Source organism: Pseudomonas sp. 3JA (genome assembly GCF_036961705.1).
Lineage (GTDB): Bacteria > Pseudomonadota > Gammaproteobacteria > Pseudomonadales > Pseudomonadaceae > Aquipseudomonas > Aquipseudomonas fluorescens_Q.
Window position 1 is genome coordinate 81,026 of record NZ_JBAMDJ010000005.1, and the last position, 18,494, is coordinate 99,519.

The 18,494-nt window shown below is 61.3% G+C and carries 15 protein-coding genes and 1 pseudogene; 2 read left to right on the forward strand and 14 right to left on the reverse strand.

The annotated features are described in order from the left end of the window. Window positions 1–11: 11 nt before the first annotated feature. A complete protein-coding gene (locus V7773_RS05475; protein WP_371856942.1) occupies window positions 12–701 on the reverse strand; it encodes a DJ-1/PfpI family protein in 690 nt (229 codons plus the stop codon). Between the two features lie 78 nt (window positions 702–779). Between V7773_RS05475 and V7773_RS05480 the strand changes: the two genes are divergently transcribed. Beyond that, entirely contained in the window at window positions 780–1,340 is a 561-nt protein-coding gene (locus tag V7773_RS05480; RefSeq protein ID WP_092144462.1) for a TetR/AcrR family transcriptional regulator, read from the forward strand. 144 nt (window positions 1,341–1,484) lie between these two features. Here the strand turns inward: V7773_RS05480 and nuoN are convergent, their stop codons facing one another. The 13 genes from nuoN to V7773_RS05545 all read right to left on the reverse strand — a co-directional run bounded on the left by nuoN (window position 1,485) and on the right by V7773_RS05545 (window position 16,424). After that, window positions 1,485–2,948, reverse strand: a complete 1,464-nt coding sequence (gene nuoN / locus V7773_RS05485; RefSeq protein ID WP_336072600.1) for an NADH-quinone oxidoreductase subunit NuoN — start codon at window positions 2,946–2,948, stop codon at window positions 1,485–1,487. Window positions 2,949–2,955: 7 nt separating this feature from the next. Further along, window positions 2,956–4,488: an NADH-quinone oxidoreductase subunit M gene (gene nuoM, locus V7773_RS05490; protein ID WP_336072601.1), complete on the reverse strand. Its 1,533-nt coding sequence runs from the start codon at window positions 4,486–4,488 to the stop codon at window positions 2,956–2,958. A 39-nt stretch (window positions 4,489–4,527) separates the two neighbouring features. Then, a complete protein-coding gene (gene nuoL, locus V7773_RS05495; RefSeq protein WP_063320470.1) occupies window positions 4,528–6,381 on the reverse strand; it encodes an NADH-quinone oxidoreductase subunit L in 1,854 nt (617 codons plus the stop codon). Next, a complete protein-coding gene (gene nuoK / locus V7773_RS05500) occupies window positions 6,378–6,686 on the reverse strand; it encodes an NADH-quinone oxidoreductase subunit NuoK (RefSeq protein WP_003180046.1) in 309 nt (102 codons plus the stop codon). The genes nuoL and nuoK overlap by 4 nt, the downstream gene beginning before the upstream one ends. Before the next feature lie 4 nt (window positions 6,687–6,690). After that, complete coding sequence (gene nuoJ / locus V7773_RS05505) at window positions 6,691–7,191, reverse strand: NADH-quinone oxidoreductase subunit J (protein WP_063320471.1); 501 nt, start codon at window positions 7,189–7,191, stop codon at window positions 6,691–6,693. Between the two features lie 9 nt (window positions 7,192–7,200). After that, on the reverse strand, window positions 7,201–7,749 hold the full coding sequence (nuoI, locus tag V7773_RS05510) for an NADH-quinone oxidoreductase subunit NuoI (RefSeq protein ID WP_003180051.1): 549 nt from the start codon (window positions 7,747–7,749) through the stop codon (window positions 7,201–7,203). A gap of 11 nt (window positions 7,750–7,760) precedes the next feature. After that, on the reverse strand, window positions 7,761–8,768 hold the full coding sequence (gene nuoH, locus V7773_RS05515; RefSeq protein ID WP_025212983.1) for an NADH-quinone oxidoreductase subunit NuoH: 1,008 nt from the start codon (window positions 8,766–8,768) through the stop codon (window positions 7,761–7,763). Continuing rightward, the gene (nuoG, locus tag V7773_RS05520; RefSeq protein ID WP_336072602.1) at window positions 8,765–11,479 is read right to left on the reverse strand and encodes an NADH-quinone oxidoreductase subunit NuoG; all 2,715 of its coding nucleotides are present in this window, start codon (window positions 11,477–11,479) and stop codon (window positions 8,765–8,767) included. Before nuoG ends, nuoH begins: the two co-directional genes overlap by 4 nt. Window positions 11,480–11,616: 137 nt before the next feature. Beyond that, window positions 11,617–12,972, reverse strand: coding sequence for an NADH-quinone oxidoreductase subunit NuoF (gene nuoF / locus V7773_RS05525; protein ID WP_336072603.1), 1,356 nt, complete (start codon window positions 12,970–12,972; stop codon window positions 11,617–11,619). Continuing rightward, window positions 12,969–13,466 carry an NADH-quinone oxidoreductase subunit NuoE gene (nuoE, locus tag V7773_RS05530; RefSeq protein ID WP_072339637.1) on the reverse strand — a complete coding sequence of 166 codons (498 nt, stop codon included), beginning with the start codon at window positions 13,464–13,466 and terminating at the stop codon, window positions 12,969–12,971. The genes nuoF and nuoE overlap by 4 nt, the downstream gene beginning before the upstream one ends. Before the next feature lie 2 nt (window positions 13,467–13,468). Further along, on the reverse strand, window positions 13,469–15,253 hold the full coding sequence (nuoC, locus tag V7773_RS05535; RefSeq protein ID WP_063320475.1) for an NADH-quinone oxidoreductase subunit C/D: 1,785 nt from the start codon (window positions 15,251–15,253) through the stop codon (window positions 13,469–13,471). Window positions 15,254–15,325: 72 nt separating this feature from the next. Further along, on the reverse strand, window positions 15,326–16,000 hold the full coding sequence (locus V7773_RS05540) for a NuoB/complex I 20 kDa subunit family protein (RefSeq protein WP_013693708.1): 675 nt from the start codon (window positions 15,998–16,000) through the stop codon (window positions 15,326–15,328). A 10-nt stretch (window positions 16,001–16,010) separates the two neighbouring features. After that, window positions 16,011–16,424 (reverse strand): NADH-quinone oxidoreductase subunit A, encoded by a 414-nt coding sequence (locus V7773_RS05545; RefSeq protein WP_030141323.1) that lies wholly within the window; start codon window positions 16,422–16,424, stop codon window positions 16,011–16,013. 901 nt (window positions 16,425–17,325) lie between these two features. On the opposite strand from V7773_RS05545, the pseudogene V7773_RS30395 reads away from it, so the two are divergent. Beyond that, window positions 17,326–18,363: pseudogene (locus V7773_RS30395) on the forward strand (methyl-accepting chemotaxis protein); the annotation flags it as partial. Window positions 18,364–18,494: the final 131 nt, after the last annotated feature.

The following is an 18,494-nucleotide window of genomic DNA, read 5'->3' on the forward strand; positions in this document are numbered from 1 at the left end:
CTGAGTTCTAACTACCAATTCGGCGACAGGCCATGTCGCGGTTCTTGTTGGGCGGCGCCCACTTCTCCTTGTCGGATACTGAGCCCGATCAAGACATCATAGAGCGCTTGCTGCCCAGCGGGCAGAACAGGGAGCAACGTCGCACGGCGTTTGTCGGCATCGAACCAGGATTCAACCAACCATCCCACCAGATAGAGCGCCGAAAGGCATCCGCCAGCGGTTGCAACGTTTCCCTGGCATACAAGCGGTTGATCCATGGACTCAAGTCCCAGCGCTTGCAGGCTCGCTCGTGCATCCGGGTGTGTAGTGGCTGGGCCGCTGAGTAGCCCAAGCCGTTCGAGAATGAACGCTCCGGCGCATATGGAGCCAATTCGCTGGCGTCTGGCGTCAAGTTCAAACGACGGCAGGAAATCCGGGGCGGCAAGTGCAGCGGGTATCCCTTCCTTGCCGCTGACGAACAATACCGCGTCAGCACTGTTGGCCTCGGAAAGTGGACCGTGTACCGGGACAGGCAGGCCGTGCGCCGATCGCACGATAGCGCTGGAACCCAATATTCGGACGTGCCAATCCTCAGTGTTGCGGCCTAAGATGTCCCACATCAGGAATAGGTCGATATCAGTGAATTGGTCGAAAGCGACCAGAACGATTTTCTTCAAGGCGAGCTCCATGAAAAGTGCTGGCGTGCAAAACGCAACGGCCATCTTTGCGGGTGTTCGCAGCGTACTGATCGGTTACGCACCCTACACAGTCTGTATGGTGCTCAATAGGGAGCGAGATCGGTGGGAAAGCTAACGCGTAACCATTGGATCGCGGCTGGTTTTGAGGCCCTCGACCAAATAGGGCATACCGGCGTTTCGGCCGAGAGTCTATCGCGCCGATTGAATGTGACCCGCGGATCGTTCTATCACCATTTCCGCAATCGCGAAGATTTTGTCCGCACCTTGCTGGCCGCTTGGGAAGAAGACTACACAGAGCGCATGCTCGCTTATGCGGGGCAGGGCAGTAGCGCGGGTGAAATCCTGAAACGCTATTTGAGTATTGCCGCTGAGAAACAACCGGGGCGGGAAGTTTCCATCCGCGCCTGGTCGCTGCACGATCCGTTGGTAGGCGAGTTTCAGCAGCGTGTTGACACAAGAAGACTGGACTTCGCGATACGGACGTGCCGCCGCTTGGTCCATATGCCAGGCGAAGCAGAAGTGATAGGTCAGATGGCCCATCTGTGCCTGATTGGTGGTCAACAGGCAGGACTGCGGCGTGATGCCGCTCGCTTCAACCGTTTCCTGCATGGCGCCTTTTCACTTTTCGAAAGGGCGCTTCCACCGTGGCGGGCTGGGTCATGAGCTAAATCGGGCAACTGAATAAATAGCATTCCAGTGCTAGCGCCCATGCCACTGGCCTGCGGCACTAAAGGGTGTTTCCCTTGCGCAAAAAAAACGGCACCCCAAAGGTGCCGTTTCTGTTTTCTACGAGCTACCGCTACGCGATCAGCCCATCAAGCCAGCCTGCTGAACCAGGGTCAACAACGGCTGCGGGTACACGCCGAGGAAGAACGCCAATACGGCGATGGCCAGCAGCATCACGCCGCCTGCCTTCTGTTCCCAGTGCAACTCGGCGTCGTGGCGACGCAGGTTCGGTTCCATCAGGTACAGGGTGACCATGACGCGCAGGTAGTAGAACACGCCGATGGCACTGCCCAGCACCAGGGAGCCGACCAGCCACCATTGGTGAGCCTCGACGCCGGTGGCGATGATGTAGAACTTGCCGATGAAGCCGGCGGTCAGCGGGATGCCGGCCAGGGACAGCATCATCACGGTCAGCACGGCGGTCAGGTACGGACGGCGCCAGAACAGGCCGCGGTATTCGTACAGGGCGTCGGCGTCGCGGCCGTTGTACGGCGAGGACATCAGGGTGATCACGCCGAAGGCGCCGAGGCTGGTGATCACGTAGGTGACCAGGTACACGCCGATGGCTTCCACGGCCAGGCCTTTGCTGGCGATCAGGGCGATCAGCAGGTAGCCGAAGTGGGCGATGGACGAATAACCCAGCAGACGCTTGAGGTTGCTCTGGGTCAGTGCCAGCAGGTTACCGAACAGGATCGACGCGATGGCGATGATGGTCAGCACGTTGCTCAGTACACCGCTGCTGGCCACGGGCGAGATCTGGAACAGCCGCACCATGACCGCGAACACCGCGACTTTCGACGCGGTGGCCAGGAACGCCGCCACTGGCGCCGGGGCGCCTTCGTAGACGTCCGGGGTCCAGAGATGGAACGGTACCAGCGACAGCTTGAACGCCAGGCCGATCAGCATCATGCCCAGGCCCAGTTGCGCAATCGGGCTAGGCAGGCCGGTGGCCGCTAGGGCCTGGCCGATGCCGACGAAGCTCAGGGTGCCGGCTTCGGCATAGAGCAGGGCCATGCCGAACAACAGGAACGCGGAGCCTGCCGCCGACAGCACCATGTACTTGATGCCGGCTTCCAGGGAACGTTTGTTGAAGAAGGCGTAGGCCACCAGGCCGTAGACCGGTACCGACAGCAGTTCCAGGCCGATGAACAGGCTGGCCAGGTGCTGCGCGCTGACCAGGACCAGGCCACCGGCGGCGGCCATCAGGATCAGCAGGTACAGTTCTTCGCGGTTGCCCGGGTAACCCGAACCGCCATCGCCGAGGTAGGCGTGGGCGAGGGTAACGCAGGCCAGGGTGGCGACCAGGATCAGCGCCATGTACAGGCAGGCGAAGCTGTCGATCTGCATCAGCGGGGTGACCGCCAGGGGCGCGACTTTCAGGGCCGGCAAGATCGACAGCAAGGCCAGGTTCAGCCCCGCCACCGACAGCAGGAAGGTCTGTGAGTGATTGCGCCGCCAGGCGATCGCCAGCATCACCACGATGATCGTGGCGCTGGTGATCAACAGCGGCGCAAGCGCGATAAAGTGTTGAATCGTGAATTCCATAGCGCTCTTACCGGGCCGAAGCGAGTTGAGAGAAGGCGGTGCCGAGCCACTGCTGCACGCCATGCATCGTGGCGGCAGAGGTGTCGAGGAACGGTTGCGGGGAAACGCCGAGGTAAACCAGCAGCACCGCAAGGCCGAGCACCATGATCAGTTCGCGACCGTCCATGCCGCGCAGCACTTCGTCCGACTTGGACGGGCCGAAGTAGGCGCGGTGGATCATGATTAGCGAGTAGACCGAACCGAACACCAGGCCGGAGGTGGCGATGGCGGTGATCCACGGCGCACTGGCAAATGTGCCGATCAGGATCAGGAACTCGCCAACGAAGTTACCCGTGCCCGGCAAGCCCAGGGACGCGGCTGCGAAGAACAGGCTGATGGCCGGCAGGTAGGCGATGCGCGACCAGATGCCGCCCATCTCACGCATGTCCCGGGTGTGCAGGCGTTCGTACAACTGGCCGCTGAGGATAAACAGCGCCGCCGCCGACAGGCCGTGAGCCAGCATCTGGATCACCGCGCCTTGCAGGGCGAGCTGGCTGCCGGAGTAGATCCCGATCAGCACGAAGCCCATGTGCGAAACGCTGGAGAACGCGATCAGGCGCTTGATGTCGGTCTGGGCGAACGCCAGGAACGCACCGTAGAAAATCCCGATCAGGCCCAGGGTCATGGCGATCGGCGCGAACTCCGCCGAGGCATTGGGGAACAGCGGCAGGGCAAAGCGCAGCAGGCCGTAGGCCGCGGTCTTGAGCAAGATACCGGCCAGGTCCACGGAACCGGCGGTCGGCGCCTGGGCGTGGGCGTCCGGTAGCCAGGAGTGGAACGGCACCACCGGCAGCTTCACCGCGAAGGCGATGAAGAAGCCGAGCATCAGCACGTACTCGGTGGTCTTGGACATCTGCACTTTCAACAGGTCGGCGTAATTGAAGGTAATCACACCGGTGTTGTTGAAGTTGACCAGTACCAGGCCAAGGATCGCCACCAACATGATCAGGCCGGAAGCCTGGGTGAAGATGAAGAACTTGGTCGCCGCGTAGATCCGGGTTTTCTTGCCGTCCGAAGAACTGTGACCCCAGAGCGCGATGAGGAAGTACATCGGCACCAGCATCATTTCCCAGAAGAAGAAGAACATGAACAGGTCCAGCGCCAGGAACACGCCGATGACGCCGCCCAGGATCCACATCAGGTTCAGGTGGAAGAAACCCACGTGACGCTGGATCTCTTTCCAGGAGCAGAGTACCGAGAGGATACCCAGCAGGCCGGTCAGCAGGATCATCAGCAGCGACAGGCCGTCGAGGGCCAGGTGCACGCTGATGCCGAAGCGCGCGATCCAGGCATGCTTGAATTCAAGCGCCCAGGTTGGATCGGCGCCAGGAGCCGGAGCGAATGAATAGTCGCCGGTCGCCCACAGCCAGAGGCCGAGCGCGAGTTCCAGGGACATGGTCAGCAGCGCAATCCAGCGCGGGAGCGTGGAGCTGGAGCGCTCCGCGATCCAGCACAGCAGGCCGCCGATGAAGGGGATCAGGATTAGCCAGGGCAGAATCATGACGGGCTCGTTTCCTTTCGCAAGTTCGCAAGGTTCATATCAGACCGCTACCAGCACGATGGCGCCGATAACCAGCACGGCGCCAGCCGCCATGGAAGCCGCATACCAACGCAGTTGACCGGTCTCGGTACGGCTCAGGGCGGTGTGGCCGCCCTTGGCCATGCGCGGGATCAGGCCAATGGTCTGGTCGAGCGGGTCTTTGCGCAGAATGTGGCTGATCGCAAGGTATGGCTTGACGAACAGTTTGTCGTAGATCCAGTCGAAGCCCCAGGCGGCGAACCACCAGGCCGAAAGGAATCGCCCGATGCCGCTGTTGGCGATCGCCGTGACGAAACGACGCTTGCCCAGGAACAGCAGGGCGGCCAGCAGGATACCCGCCAGGGCAATGGCGCCCGAGGCGATTTCCAGGCTGTGCTTGGCTTCGCCGCCGGCATGGCCGACGCTTTGCGGCAGCACATCGGCCAGCGGTGGGGTGATCATGGCGCCGACGAAGGTCGACAGCACGATCAGCACCGACAGTGGCAACCAGTGAGCAATGCCATGGCCGGCATGGGCTTCGGTCTTGGCTTCACCATGGAACGCGATGAAGATCAGGCGGAAGGTGTACAGCGAGGTCATGAACGCACCCACCAGGCCGGCATAGAGCAGCGCCTGGTTACCGCTGGCGAACGCTTCCCAGAGGATCTCGTCCTTGGAGTAGAAACCGGCGGTGACCAGTGGCAGGGCCGCCAGGGCCGCGCCGCCGACGATGAAGCTGGTATAGGCCAGTGGCAGTTTTTTCCACAGGCCGCCCATCTTGAAGATGTTCTGCTCGTGGTGGCAGGCAACGATCACCGCACCGGAGGCCAGGAACAGCAGGGCCTTGAAGAACGCGTGGGTCATCAGGTGGAAAATCGCGCCTTCCCAGGCACCCACGCCCAGGGCCAGGAACATGTAGCCGATCTGGCTCATGGTCGAGTAGGCGAGGATGCGCTTGATGTCGGTCTGTACCAGGGCGGCAAAACCGGCCAGTACCAGGGTCACGCCACCGACGATGCCCACCAGGTGCAGGATGTCCGGCGCCAGGGCGAACAGGCCGTGGGTACGGGCGATCAGGTAGACGCCAGCGGTCACCATGGTCGCGGCGTGGATCAGTGCCGAGACCGGGGTAGGGCCCGCCATCGCGTCCGCCAACCAGGTTTGCAGCGGCAGTTGCGCGGATTTACCGACGGCGCCACCGAGCAGCATCAGGGTCGCCAGGACGATCCAGAAGTCACCGACCTTGAAGTGCTCCGGCGCCTTGACCAGCAGTTCCTGGATGTTCAGCGTGCCCAGTTGCTGGAACAGGATGAACAGGCCGATGGCCATGAACACGTCGCCGATCCGGGTGACGATGAACGCCTTGAGCGCCGCGTTACCGTTGTTGCGGTTGCTGTAGTAGAAACCGATCAACAGGTACGAGCACAGGCCCACGCCTTCCCAGCCGAAGTACAGGAACAACAGGTTATCGCCGAGCACCAGGAACAGCATGCTGGCGATGAACAGGTTGGTGTAGGCGAAGAAGCGCGAGTAACCGGCTTCACCGCGCATGTACCAGGAGGCGAACAGGTGGATCAGGAAGCCCACGCCGACCACCACGCCAAGCATGGTGATGGACAGGCCGTCCAGGTAGAGGGCGAAGTTCGGCGTGAAGCCTTCCACCGCCATCCAGCGCCACAGCACCTGCACATACACACCGCCTTCGGGCGGGGCGACGTTGAACTGCCAGATCACGTAGGCCGTGACGATGGCAGACAGGCCGATGGAACCCACGCCAACCAGCGCCGACAGGTTTTCCGACCAGCGTCCACGAGAGAACGACAGCAGCAGGAAACCAATGAGGGGGAATACGAAAGTCAGAAAGATTAGGTTCATCCGCGCATCTCGCTGGCAGCGTCGATATCGAGAGTGTGGAAGCGGCGGTACAGCTGCAACAGGATCGCCAGGCCGATACTGGCCTCGGCGGCTGCCAGGCTGATCACCAGGATGAACATGATCTGTCCATCCGGCTGCGCCCAGCGAGCGCCCGCGACGATGAAGGCCAGGGCGGAGGCATTCATCATGACCTCCAGGCTCATCAGCACGAACAGAATGTTGCGGCGGACCATCAGGCCAACCAGACCGAGGCAGAACAGGATGCCGGCAACCGCCAGACCATGCTCGAGAGGGATAGCAGGCATGTGATTACTCCTTCGCCTCGTTACGGCCCAAATGGAACGCCGTGACGGCTGCGGCAAGCAGCAGCATCGAGGCGAGTTCGACCACCAGCAGGTACGGACCGAACAGGCTGATGCCCACGGCCTTGGCACCTACGGTGGTGTGGCCGATGGCCTGGCCGCTCTGGTGAGCGAACAGCACATACAGCAGTTCACCCAGCAGCAGGGCGGACAGGATCACCGGCCCCGCCCAGATACCGGGCTTGAGCCAGGAGCGTTCCTGCTGGACCGCGGCCGGGCCAAGGTTGAGCATCATCACCACGAACACGAACAGCACCATGATGGCGCCGGCGTAGGCGATCACTTCCAGCGCGCCGGCGAACGGTGCACCGAGGGCGAAGAAGGTCATGGCCACGGCGATCAGCGAAATGATCAGGTAGAGCAGGGCATGGATGGGATTGGTGTTGGTGACCACACGAAGCGTGGACACCACCGCGATACCCGATGCGAAATAGAAAGCGAATTCCATCTTTCTTCCTTAAGGCAGCAAGCTCTTCACGTTGATCGGTTCGGCTTCATTCTGCGCGGCGCCTTTTGGCTTACCGGCAATGGCCATACCTGCAACACGATAGAAGTTGTAATCAGGGTTTTTACCGGGACCGGAAATCAGCAGATCTTCTTTCTCGTACACCAGGTCCTGACGTTTGAACTCGGCCATTTCGAAATCCGGCGTGAGCTGGATCGCGGTGGTCGGGCACGCTTCCTCGCAGAGGCCGCAGAAAATGCAGCGCGAGAAGTTGATGCGGAAGAAGTCCGGGTACCAGCGACCGTCTTCGGTTTCAGCTTTCTGTAGCGAGATGCAACCTACCGGGCACGCCACGGCGCACAGGTTGCAGGCCACGCAGCGTTCCTCGCCGTCGGGGTCGCGGGTCAGGACGATACGGCCGCGATAGCGGGGGGCCAGGTAGACCGGCTCTTCCGGGTATTGCAGGGTGTCGCGCTTGCGGAAGCCATGGCCGAAGATCATGACCAGGCTTCGCAGTTGGGTACCAGTACCCTTAACGATGTCGCCAATATATTTGAACATGGGTCAAATCCTCACTGAACCGCGGCCGCAGGCGCGTTCATCAAAACGATCGCAGCGGTCACCAGCATGTTGATCAGGGTCAGCGGCAGGCAGAATTTCCAGCTGAAGTCCATCACCTGGTCGTAGCGTGGGCGCGGGATCGAGGCGCGCAGCAGGACGAACAGCATGATGAAGAACGCGGTCTTCAGCGCAAACCAGACGAAGGACAGTTGCGGCAGGATGCCGAACGGGCCGTGCCAGCCACCGAAGAACAGCGTCACCAGCAGCGCCGAGATCAGGATGATGCCGATGTATTCACCAACGAAGAACATGCCCCATTTCATGCCGGCATATTCAATGTGGTAACCGTCGGCGAGTTCCTGCTCCGCTTCCGGCTGGTCGAAGGGGTGACGGTGAGTCACGGCCACGCCAGCGATGAAGAAAGTACAGAAACCGAAGAACTGCGGAATGATGAACCACAGGTTCTGGGCCTGGTACTCGACGATGTCGCGCATGTTGAACGAGCCGGCCTGGATCACGATGCCCATGAGCGCCAGGCCCATGAACACTTCGTAGGACACGGTCTGGGCCGAGGCCCGCAGGCTGCCCAGCAGGGCGAACTTGTTGTTGCTCGACCAACCGGCGAACAGCACCGCATACACCGACAGGCCGGCCATGGCGAAGAAGAACAGCAGGCCGATGTTCAGGTCCGCCACGCCCCAGGTCGGGGTGATCGGGATGATCGCGAAGGCGATCAGCAAGGCGCTCATGGCCACGACCGGTGCCAGGGTGAAGATCACCTTGTCGGCGAACGGCGGCGTCCAGTCTTCCTTGAAGAACATCTTGATCATGTCGGCGGCGATCTGGAACATGCCGAACGGGCCGACACGGTTCGGACCGTAGCGGTCCTGCCACCAGCCCAGCAGGCGACGCTCGACGAAGCTCAGCAGGGCGCCGCAGACCACCACGGCCAGCAGGATCACGATGGCCTTGAGGACCGTCAGGATCACGGCGATCACTTCGGGGGTGAACCAGCTCATTGCGCTGCCTCCTGCAGACCGTCGACGGTTTTGCCGAATACGGCTGGCGGAATGCCCGCCAGGCCGGCCGGCAGGGCCACCAGGCCGGCGCCCAGTTCTTCATTGATGCGCAGCGGCAGACGCAGGGTCTGGCCGGCCACGTTCAGGCTCAACAGGGCCCCGTCGTTGACGCCCAGGCGATCGGCTTCGGACTTGGCCAGCGCCACGTAGGCGGCCGGGATGCGTTCCTGCACCGGAGCGGCCTTGGAAGAGTTCTCTTCGCTGCCGAACAGGTGATGGAACGGCACGACCTGCCAGGTGCCCGGCGCCGGGTTGAAGGCGCGCGGCACGCTGGCGAACCAGCTCAGGCCATCGCCCTGACTTTCGATCAGACGGGTGCCCGGGTCGCCGGCACGCAGGTGACCGCCGACTTCGTCCTGGAACTTGTTCCAGGCTTGCGGCGAGTTCCAGCCCGGCGACCAGGCGAACGGCACCTGGGAACGCGGTTCGGTCGAGCCCGAGTAGCCTTCCATGGAGAACGAGAACGCGGTGTCGTTGTCCTGGGAGGTGCGCGGTTCGTGAACGCTGATGTCGGCGCGCATGGCGGTGCGACCGGAGTAGCGCAGCGGTTCGCGCGCCAGCTTCAGGCCCTTGATGCGGAACGCGGCCGATGGCGCGGCGTCGACGATGCGAGCCAGTTGCGGGCTGCTCGAAGCGACGGCGGCGGTGACGTGGTCCAGTTGTGTCCAGTCGATCGGCTGGTCCAGCAGGGTGGCGCGCAGGGCGTGCAGCCAGCGCCAGCCTTCGTGAACCAGGATGCTGGCGTCCAGATAAGTTGGATCGAACACCTGGAAGAAGCGCTGGGCGCGACCTTCCTGGCTGACCAGTGTACCGTCGCCTTCGGCGAAGCTCGCCGCCGGCAGCACCAGGTGGGCGCGGTCGATGGTGGCGGTTTTCTGATGGTCGGCGACGATCAGCACTTTCGCGGCGTTCAGGGCGGCGTCTACGCGGGCCTTGTCGGTGCGGGTGTAGAGGTCGTTTTCCAGCACCACGATGGCGTCGGCGCTGCCGTCGATCACCGCTTGCAGGGCGGCGTCCACCGATTCGCCACCGAGCATGGCCAGGCCGAGGCTGTTGGCTTCTGGCACGATCAGGCTGATCGAGCCGTTCTTCTCGCGCAGCTTCAAGGCTTTGGCGATGTTGGCGGCGGCTTCGATCAGCGCCTTGGAGCCCAACGAGGTGCCGGCGATGATCAGTGGGCGCTTGGCGGCCAGCAGGGCGTCGGCGATGCGCTGCGCCAGGGCGGCCGCTTCGCTGTCCAGGCCTTCGACGGCCGGGGCGCTGGCGTCCAGGGCGTGGGCCACGGCAAAGCCGATACGGGCCAGGTCGTCAGGGGCGGCGTGGACGCATTCTTCGGCGACGTCGTCGAGCTTGGTTTCAGCGAGGCTGGCGATGAACAGCGGGTTCAGCGCGTGCTGGCCGATGTTCTTCACGGCGGCGTCGAGCCATGGCTGGACGCGCATGGCGTCGGCCATGTCTTCGGCCTTGCCCTTGACCGACTGGCGCAGGGCCAGGGCCATGCGGGCGGCGGTCTGGGTCAGGTCTTCGCCAAGCACGAACACCGCGTCGTGGTCTTCGATGTCGCGCATCGTCGGCACGGGCAGCGGGCTGTCCTTGAGCACTTGCAGCACCAGGCGGATGCGTTCCAGCTCACCGGCTTCGATGCCGCTGTAGAAGTGCTCGGCACCGACCAGTTCACGCAGGGCGTAGTTGCTTTCCAGGCTGGCCCGTGGCGAACCGATGCCGACGATGTTGCGACCGCGCAGCAGCTCGGCGGCCTTGTCCAGCGCTTCGTCCAGGCTCAGCTTGGCACCGCCCGCCAGCTGCGGTTGGCGTGGGCGATCCTTGCGGTTGACGTAGCCATAGCCGAAACGGCCACGGTCACACAGGAAGTACTGGTTAACCGAACCGTTGAAGCGGTTTTCGATGCGCCGCAGTTCACCGTAGCGCTCGCCCGGAGAGATGTTGCAACCGCTGGAGCAGCCATGGCAGATGCTCGGCGAGAACTGCATGTCCCACTTGCGGTTGTAACGCTCGGAGTGGGTCTTGTCGGTGAACACACCGGTCGGGCAGACCTCGGTGAGGTTGCCGGAAAATTCGCTTTCCAGGGTGCCGTCTTCAACGCGACCGAAATACACGTTGTCGTGGGCGCCGAATACGCCCAGGTCGGTGCCGCCGGCGTAGTCTTTGTAGAAACGCACGCAACGGTAGCAGGCGATGCAGCGGTTCATCTCGTGGGAGATGAACGGACCGAGGTCCTGGTTCTGGTGGGTGCGCTTGGTGAAGCGATAACGGCGCTCGTTGTGGCCGGTCATCACGGTCATGTCTTGCAGATGGCAGTGGCCGCCTTCCTCACAGACCGGGCAGTCGTGAGGGTGGTTGGTCATCAGCCATTCGACGACGCTGGCGCGAAACACTTTCGCTTCTTCGTCGTCGATGGAGATCCAGCTGCCGTCGGTGGCGGGGGTCATGCAGGACATGACGATCCGACCACGCTTGTCGTTCTCGTCGGTGTACTGCTTGACCGCGCACTGGCGACAGGCGCCAACGCTGCCAAGGGCGGGGTGCCAGCAGAAATAAGGAATGTCGAGGCCCAGGGACAGACATGCCTGTAACAGGTTGTCTGCGCCATCGACTTCGAGCTCTTTGCCGTCTACGTGGATAGTGGCCATGGTTCAAAGTTCTTCGTTGGCCCGGTGTCAGCGGGCGTGGCTAATGGAATCTTGTTATTCGCGTGAATCAACACAGCCGTTTACGGCGTCATCACGCGAGAAGGCGAAGGGTACGGACCCTTCGCCTTTTTAAGCGTTTACGCGCCGACTACGATCGGCTTTGCCAGAGGCGGGACGACGGCGCTGGTGGGCGCGATGCCGGCTTCGAACTCTGGACGGAAGTATTTGATCGCGCTGCCCAACGGCTCCACGGCACCCGGTGCGTGAGCACAGAAGGTCTTGCCTGGGCCGAGGAAACCCACCAGACCCAGCAGGGTCTCGATGTCGCCGGCCTGGCCTTCGCCGTTTTCAAGGGCCCGCAGCAGCTTGACGCTCCAAGGCAGGCCATCGCGGCAAGGGGTGCAGAAACCGCAGGATTCACGGGAGAAGAACTCTTCCATGTTGCGCAGCAGCGACACCATGTTGACGCTGTCGTCCACCGCCATCGCCAGGCCGGTACCCATGCGGGTGCCGACCTTGGCGATGCCGCCGGCGTACATTTGGGCGTCCAGGTGTTCGGGCAACAGGAACCCGGTACCGGCGCCGCCAGGCTGCCAGCACTTGAGCTTGTAGCCGTCGCGCATGCCGCCGGCGTAGTCTTCGAACAGTTCGCGGCCGGTGACGCCGAACGGCAGTTCCCACAGGCCAGGGTTCTTGACCTTGCCGGAGAAGCCCATGAGCTTGGTGCCCATGTCTTCGCTGCCGTCACGGGCCAGGGATTTGTACCAGTCCACGCCGTCGGCGATGATCGCCGGTACGTTGCACAGGGTCTCGACGTTGTTCACGCAGGTCGGCTTGCCCCACACGCCCACGGCGGCAGGGAAGGGCGGCTTGGAGCGCGGGTTGGCGCGGCGGCCTTCGAGGGAGTTGATCAGCGCGGTTTCTTCACCGCAGATGTAACGCCCGGCGCCGGTGTGGACGAACAACTCGAAATCAAAGCCTGAGCCCAGGATGTTCTTGCCCAGCAGGCCGGCGGCCTTGGCTTCTTCCACGGCACGGTTCAAGTGCTTGGCGGCGGTGGTGTATTCGCCACGCAGGAAGATATAGCCGCGGTAGGTCTTCAGCGCGCGGGCGCTGATCAGCATGCCTTCGATCAGCAGATGGGGCAGTTGCTCCATCAGCATGCGGTCTTTCCAGGTGTTGGGCTCCATTTCATCCGCGTTGCACAGCAGGTAGCGGATGTTGATGGATTCGTCCTTGGGCATCAGGCCCCACTTCACGCCGGTGGGGAAGCCCGCACCGCCACGGCCCTTGAGGCCGGAATCCTTCACGGTCTGGACGATGTCGTCGCCGGCCATGTCGGCGAACGCCTTGCGCGCGGCAGCGTAGCCGTTCTTGGCTTGGTATTCGTCCAGCCATACCGCTTCGCCGTCGTCACGCAGACGCCAGGTCAGGGGATGGGTTTCGGCCGAACGCTGGATGCGGTTGGCGGGCCCGAAGGAAGTCAGGGTCATACGTAGCCCTCCAGCAGTTTGGCGACGCCATCTGGCTTGACGTCACCGAAGGTGTCGTCATCGATCATCAGCGCCGGGGCCTTGTCGCAGTTACCCAGGCAGCACACTGGCAGCAGGGTGAAGCGACCGTCGGCGGTGGTCTGGCCGAGGCCAATGCCCAGCTTGCTCTGGAGCTCGCTGACCACCGATTCGTGGCCGCCGATGTAGCAGACCATGCTGTCGCAGACGCGAATGATGTGACGACCGACTGGCTGGCGGAAAATCTGGCTGTAGAAGGTGGCGACGCCTTCGACGTCGCTGGCCGGGATACCGAGGATCTCGCCGATAGCGTAGAGCGCGCCATCGGGCACCCAGCCACGTTCCTTCTGGACGATCTTCAGGGCTTCGATCGACGCCGCGCGCGGGTCTTCGTAGTGATGCAGCTCGTGCTCGATGGCCGAGCGCTCGGTTTCGCTCAGGGCGAAACGGTCTGTCTGGATAAGCGTGCTGTTCATGCTTAGCGGTCCACGTCGGCCATAACGAAATCGATACTACCCAGGTACGCGATCAAGTCCGCGACCATGCTGCCTTTGATCACGGAAGGGATCTGCTGCAGGTGCGGGTAGCTTGGGGTGCGAATCCGGGTGCGGTAGCTCATGGTGCCGCCGTCGCTCGTCAGGTAATAACTGTTGATGCCCTTGGTCGCTTCGATCATCTGGAAGGACTCGTTGGCCGGCATGACCGGGCCCCACGAAACCTGCAGGAAGTGCGTGATCAGGGTCTCGATGTGTTGCAGCGTGCGCTCTTTTGGCGGCGGCGTGGTCAGCGGGTGATCCGCCTTGTACGGGCCTTCCGGCATGTTGCGCAGGCATTGGTCGATGATCTTGATGCTCTGGCGCATTTCCTCGACGCGAACCATGCAGCGGTCGTAGGCATCGCCATTGGCCGCCAGCGGTACTTCGAATTCGAAGTTTTCGTAGCCGGAGTAAGGGCGCGCCTTGCGCAGGTCGAAGTCGCAACCGGTGGAGCGCAGGCCGGCACCAGTGACGCCCCATTCCAGGGCCTCTTTGGTGTTGTAGGCAGCGACCCCGATGGTACGACCCTTGAGGATGCTGTTCTGCAGGGCGGCCTTGGTGTATTCGTCCAGGCGCTTGGGCATCCACTCGACGAAGTCCTTGACCAGCTTTTCCCAGCCCCGTGGCAGGTCGTGGGCAACGCCACCGATGCGGTACCAGGCCGGGTGCAGGCGGAAACCGGTGATGGCTTCGATCACCGTGTAGGCCTTCTGGCGGTCGGTGAAGGTGAAGAACACTGGGGTCATCGCCCCCACGTCCTGGATATAGGTCCCCAGGAACAGCAGGTGGCTGGTGATACGGAAGAACTCGGCCATCATGATGCGGATGACGTCGACCTTTTCCGGTACCTTGATCCCGGCCAGTTTTTCGACCGACAGCACGTACGGCAGGTTGTTCATCACGCCGCCGAGGTAGTCGATGCGGTCGGTGTACGGGATGAAGCTGTGCCAGGACTGGCGCTCGGCCATTTTCTCGGCGCCACGGTGGTGGTAGCCGATGTCAGGGACGCAGTCGACGATCTCTTCGCCGTCCAGCTGCAGGATGATGCGGAACGCACCGTGGGCCGAAGGGTGGTTCGGTCCGAGGTTGAGGAACATGTAGTCCTCGTTGGCACCCGAACGCTTCATGCCCCAGTCTTCAGGCTTGAAGCGCGCGGCTTCTTCCTCGAGCTGTTGCTTGGCCAGGGACAGGCTGAACGGGTCGAACTCGGTGGCACGGGCCGGGAAGTCCTTGCGCAGCGGGTGACCTTCCCAGGTCGGTGGCATCATGATGCGCGACAGGTGCGGGTGGCCGGGGAAGTCGATCCCGAACATGTCCCACACTTCACGCTCGTACCAGTTGGCGTTCGGCCAGATACCGGTCACGGTCGGCACGCTGAGGTCGCTCTCGGACAAGGCAACCTTGATCATTACGTCACTATTACGCTCGATCGACAGCAAGTGATAGAACACAGTGAAGTCGACGCCGTCGGGCAGCCCTTGACGCTTGGTGCGCAGACGCTCGTCCACGCCGTGCAGGTCATAGAGCATGACGTACGGCTTGGGCAGGTTGCGCAGGAAAGTCAGGACTTCGACGAGTTTGGCGCGGGCAACCCAAAGTACCGGCATGCCGGTGCGGGTCGGCTGGGCGGTGAACGCCTCGGGGCCAAAACGGTTGTTCAGTTCGACGACCACATCCTGGTCGTCTGCCTTGTAAGGCGGGATGTACAGAGCACTGCCTGTAGTCATGGTTATTTATCGCTTTCGGTCAACGTAAAGAATGAAGCCAGGTTCTCGTTTCTTGTAGGGAACAGAGCTGGATCAGACTTCGTCGGGGCTGCGCAAGTTGGTGACTGCGATACGCTGTTCGCGGCGCTGTTCCTTTTGCGATGGCATGTCGGCGCGATAGACGCCTTGATCGCCAACGACCCAGGACAGCGGGCGACGCTCCTGGCCAATCGACTCCTGCAACAGCATCAGGCCTTGCAGGAAAGCTTCAGGGCGAGGCGGGCAGCCGGGCACGTAGACGTCCACGGGCAGGAACTTGTCCACCCCTTGAACGACGGAATAGATGTCGTACATGCCACCGGAGTTGGCGCACGAACCCATGGAGATAACCCACTTCGGCTCGAGCATTTGCTCGTAGAGACGCTGGATGATCGGCGCCATCTTGATGAAGCAGGTACCGGCGATAACCATGAAATCCGCCTGGCGTGGCGATGCCCGGATCACTTCGGCGCCAAAACGCGCGATGTCGTGGGGTGCCGTGAAGGCGGTGGTCATTTCCACGTAGCAGCACGAAAGACCGAAGTTGTACGGCCACAGGGAGTTCTTGCGACCCCAGTTGACCGTGCTGTTCAGCACGTCTTCGAGCTTGCCCATGAAGATGTTTTTGTGGACTTGATCTTCTAACGGATCGGCGACGGTTTCCCGTTCGCCAATCGGATACTGCTCGTTAGGAGCATCGGGGTCGATCCTGGTGAGATTGTATTGCATTGCCAAAGCCTCATTGTTTCAGCTTCGCTTGCCGCTTGCGCCGAGCTTCCGGAGCCCAATCAAGCGCCCCCACTCGGTAAAGGTAGACAAGACCTGCCAACAGAATTGCTATGAAAACGAGAGCTTCGACGAATCCGGTCCAGCCGCTTTCGCGGACGGACACAGACCAGGCAAAGAGAAAGAGGGCTTCGATATCGAAGATCACGAAGAGCATCGCGACCAGATAGAATTTGGCTGAGAGCCGCAAGCGGGCGCCACCGGTAGGTAGCATGCCGGACTCGAACGGTTCATTTTTGCTGCGGCCCCAGGCTTTTGACCCGAGCAGGCTCGACACGCCGAGCATGAAGGCGCACAGGCCGACGACACCCAGAAGGAAAATGGCAAAGCCCCAGTTGTGGGCCATGAGTCCTGTCGCTTCGGGCATGCTGGAAATCCTTAACAGAGAGCAAAGGTCTCTGAGCTTGAATAGAAATAACGCAGTGACGATATGTCGCAGCAATCAATCGCGGTGATTTTATGGCTAAACACCGGGCAAGTAAAATTCCTATGGCGAAATTATTTATTGGAATAAGGACATAGCGCACCTCCAGAGCCCTGCGGCCCCGGCCCCGTGGGCGTTGGCCGGCTGTTTAGCAATAATATTTCGTGCGGAATGTAACAATGATAACGACTTCCAAATGATAATTATTATTATCTAGCTAGCCTTTTCTACAGTGCACTTAGTGTCGTGTCCGAGAGGCTGTCTTACATCGTCGCTACTGCAATTGTCAGCGTCGGACGTTTTACTCCTTTTCCGACTGCCCAATACTGCGTTCGATCAATTTTCCTAGCGCTGCGTCGGAGTTTTTTGTGGGGGCGGTGTCCGGCGAAGGTTGGGTCTGCATGAGGGACTGCTCCGTGGAAGCCAAGCTTGCTTGCAATGTCGGCAACGCGGTCCCGAGGCAGACAGCCTTATCGTGCATCGCAGCCAAGCCTGGCTTCCACAGTGCAGGCTTGCTCTTACAGCGTAGGTGGCTTCAAGGAAAACGGGTGAAAAAACCTCCGTCATCAGATCGAGGCCGCCCAGCCGAGCCAACCAAGAACCCTACGCCCAGGCATTGGCGCGTTAAGCGAACCCGCTTTGCCTGCAAAAATCGGCATGAGGCCGGCCCTAGAGCCTTGAAGAGTTGATGGCAAATGGCTATCTTTGCCGCTCACTCATCTAATCATCTATATCAATGTTGATTAGACAATTGCCCCTTCATAGATAGCTGCGTCAGTTTTCATCGTTCGCGGCGGATTACCAAAGGACTGTCATGAACTCTTGGATCGCGAACATGAGCGTTATGCTCAAGCTGGCTCTGGGTTTTGCTGTTGTGCTGTTTCTGACCGCGATCCTCGCCGCGACCGGCTGGACCAGTCTGGGCAAAATGATCCAGCGTGCGGATCGAATGACCAGCATCACCGAGCTCGCCAACCGTCTTGATCACCTGCGCAGGGCTCGCTTGCAATACCAGGTGGACAAGGGCGATGAACAAAAGGGTGAATTGATCCAGGCGTCGCTGGAACAATTTGTCGCCAAGCAAAAAAGCCTTGCAAATGAGTTGAAAAAACCCGAAAACCTGAAAAAACTTGCGCTGATCGAGCAGGCCAGCACCGAGTATCAAGTGGCGCTGAATACAATGCGCGAGGCTTATCGCACTGACGCAGCCATGCGCAAGGAGATGGGCGTCAATGCGGTCAAGGGCGCCGCGCTGATTGCCAAGGTCATCGATGACGTGGAAGCAATGCCTGCCACGGACGAGCGCCGTTTTGAGTTGTACAGGATTATCCTCAAAGCCAAAGAGGACGTCGCGCTGGTGCGTTATGAAGTGCGTGGCTACACGGGCAACCCCAACAGCGCCACCGAACAGGCCGCCACCCGCCAGCTCGAAAATGCGCTCAAGAGCATCGAAACCCTTAACGGTGCTTTCGGCCCGAGCTATGCCGACACCATCAAGCAGCTGGAAACCGCGCTGATTGCTTACCGTCGCTCGGTGCAGAACTTCACGGCCAGCAATCAGGCCATTGGCAAGGCCGTGCAGGACACCATCGATCTGGGTGAAACCATTACCCGTCTGACTGACGAAATGTATGCCAGCCAGTTGGTCTCCCTGGGTGACGAAAGCGCCCAGTCCCGTATCCTGCAGTTGAGCTGCACTGCCTTGGCGATGCTGTTGGGGATTCTTGCGGCCATGATCATCACTCGCCAGATTACCCGGCCGTTGCAGGACACATTGGCGGTGGTCGATCGCATTGCGGCAGGCGACCTCACGCAAGGTACGGTCGTGACCCGGGGTGATGAACTGGGTGTTTTGCAGCAGGGTATCCAGCGCATGGGCACCACGTTGCGCGACTTGATCGGTGGCATCCGCGATGGCGTCACCCAAATCGCCAGCGCCGCCGAAGAGTTATCGGCCGTCACCGAGCAGACCAGTGCCGGGGTCAATAGCCAGAAGACCGAGACCGACCAGGT

What these genes read in the sequence shown, in the direction of transcription:
- nuoE (WP_072339637.1), bottom strand. Translation starts at nt 13,466, where the DNA reads ATGAACAGCACGCTTATCCAGACAGACCGTTTCGCCCTGAGCGAAACC.
- nuoM (WP_336072601.1), bottom strand. Translation starts at nt 4,488, where the DNA reads ATGATTCTGCCCTGGCTAATCCTGATCCCCTTCATCGGCGGCCTGCTG.
- nuoJ (WP_063320471.1), bottom strand. Translation starts at nt 7,191, where the DNA reads ATGGAATTCGCTTTCTATTTCGCATCGGGTATCGCGGTGGTGTCCACG.
- nuoK (WP_003180046.1), bottom strand. Translation starts at nt 6,686, where the DNA reads ATGCCTGCTATCCCTCTCGAGCATGGTCTGGCGGTTGCCGGCATCCTG.
- nuoN (WP_336072600.1), bottom strand. Translation starts at nt 2,948, where the DNA reads ATGGAATTCACGATTCAACACTTTATCGCGCTTGCGCCGCTGTTGATC.
- nuoG (WP_336072602.1), bottom strand. Translation starts at nt 11,479, where the DNA reads ATGGCCACTATCCACGTAGACGGCAAAGAGCTCGAAGTCGATGGCGCA.
- V7773_RS05540 (WP_013693708.1), bottom strand. Translation starts at nt 16,000, where the DNA reads ATGCAATACAATCTCACCAGGATCGACCCCGATGCTCCTAACGAGCAG.
- nuoI (WP_003180051.1), bottom strand. Translation starts at nt 7,749, where the DNA reads ATGTTCAAATATATTGGCGACATCGTTAAGGGTACTGGTACCCAACTG.
- V7773_RS05545 (WP_030141323.1), bottom strand. Translation starts at nt 16,424, where the DNA reads ATGCCCGAAGCGACAGGACTCATGGCCCACAACTGGGGCTTTGCCATT.
- nuoL (WP_063320470.1), bottom strand. Translation starts at nt 6,381, where the DNA reads ATGAACCTAATCTTTCTGACTTTCGTATTCCCCCTCATTGGTTTCCTG.
- nuoC (WP_063320475.1), bottom strand. Translation starts at nt 15,253, where the DNA reads ATGACTACAGGCAGTGCTCTGTACATCCCGCCTTACAAGGCAGACGAC.
- nuoF (WP_336072603.1), bottom strand. Translation starts at nt 12,972, where the DNA reads ATGACCCTGACTTCCTTCGGGCCCGCCAACCGCATCCAGCGTTCGGCC.
- nuoH (WP_025212983.1), bottom strand. Translation starts at nt 8,768, where the DNA reads ATGAGCTGGTTCACCCCCGAAGTGATCGCCGTGATCCTGACGGTCCTC.
- V7773_RS05475 (WP_371856942.1), bottom strand. Translation starts at nt 701, where the DNA reads ATGGCCGTTGCGTTTTGCACGCCAGCACTTTTCATGGAGCTCGCCTTG.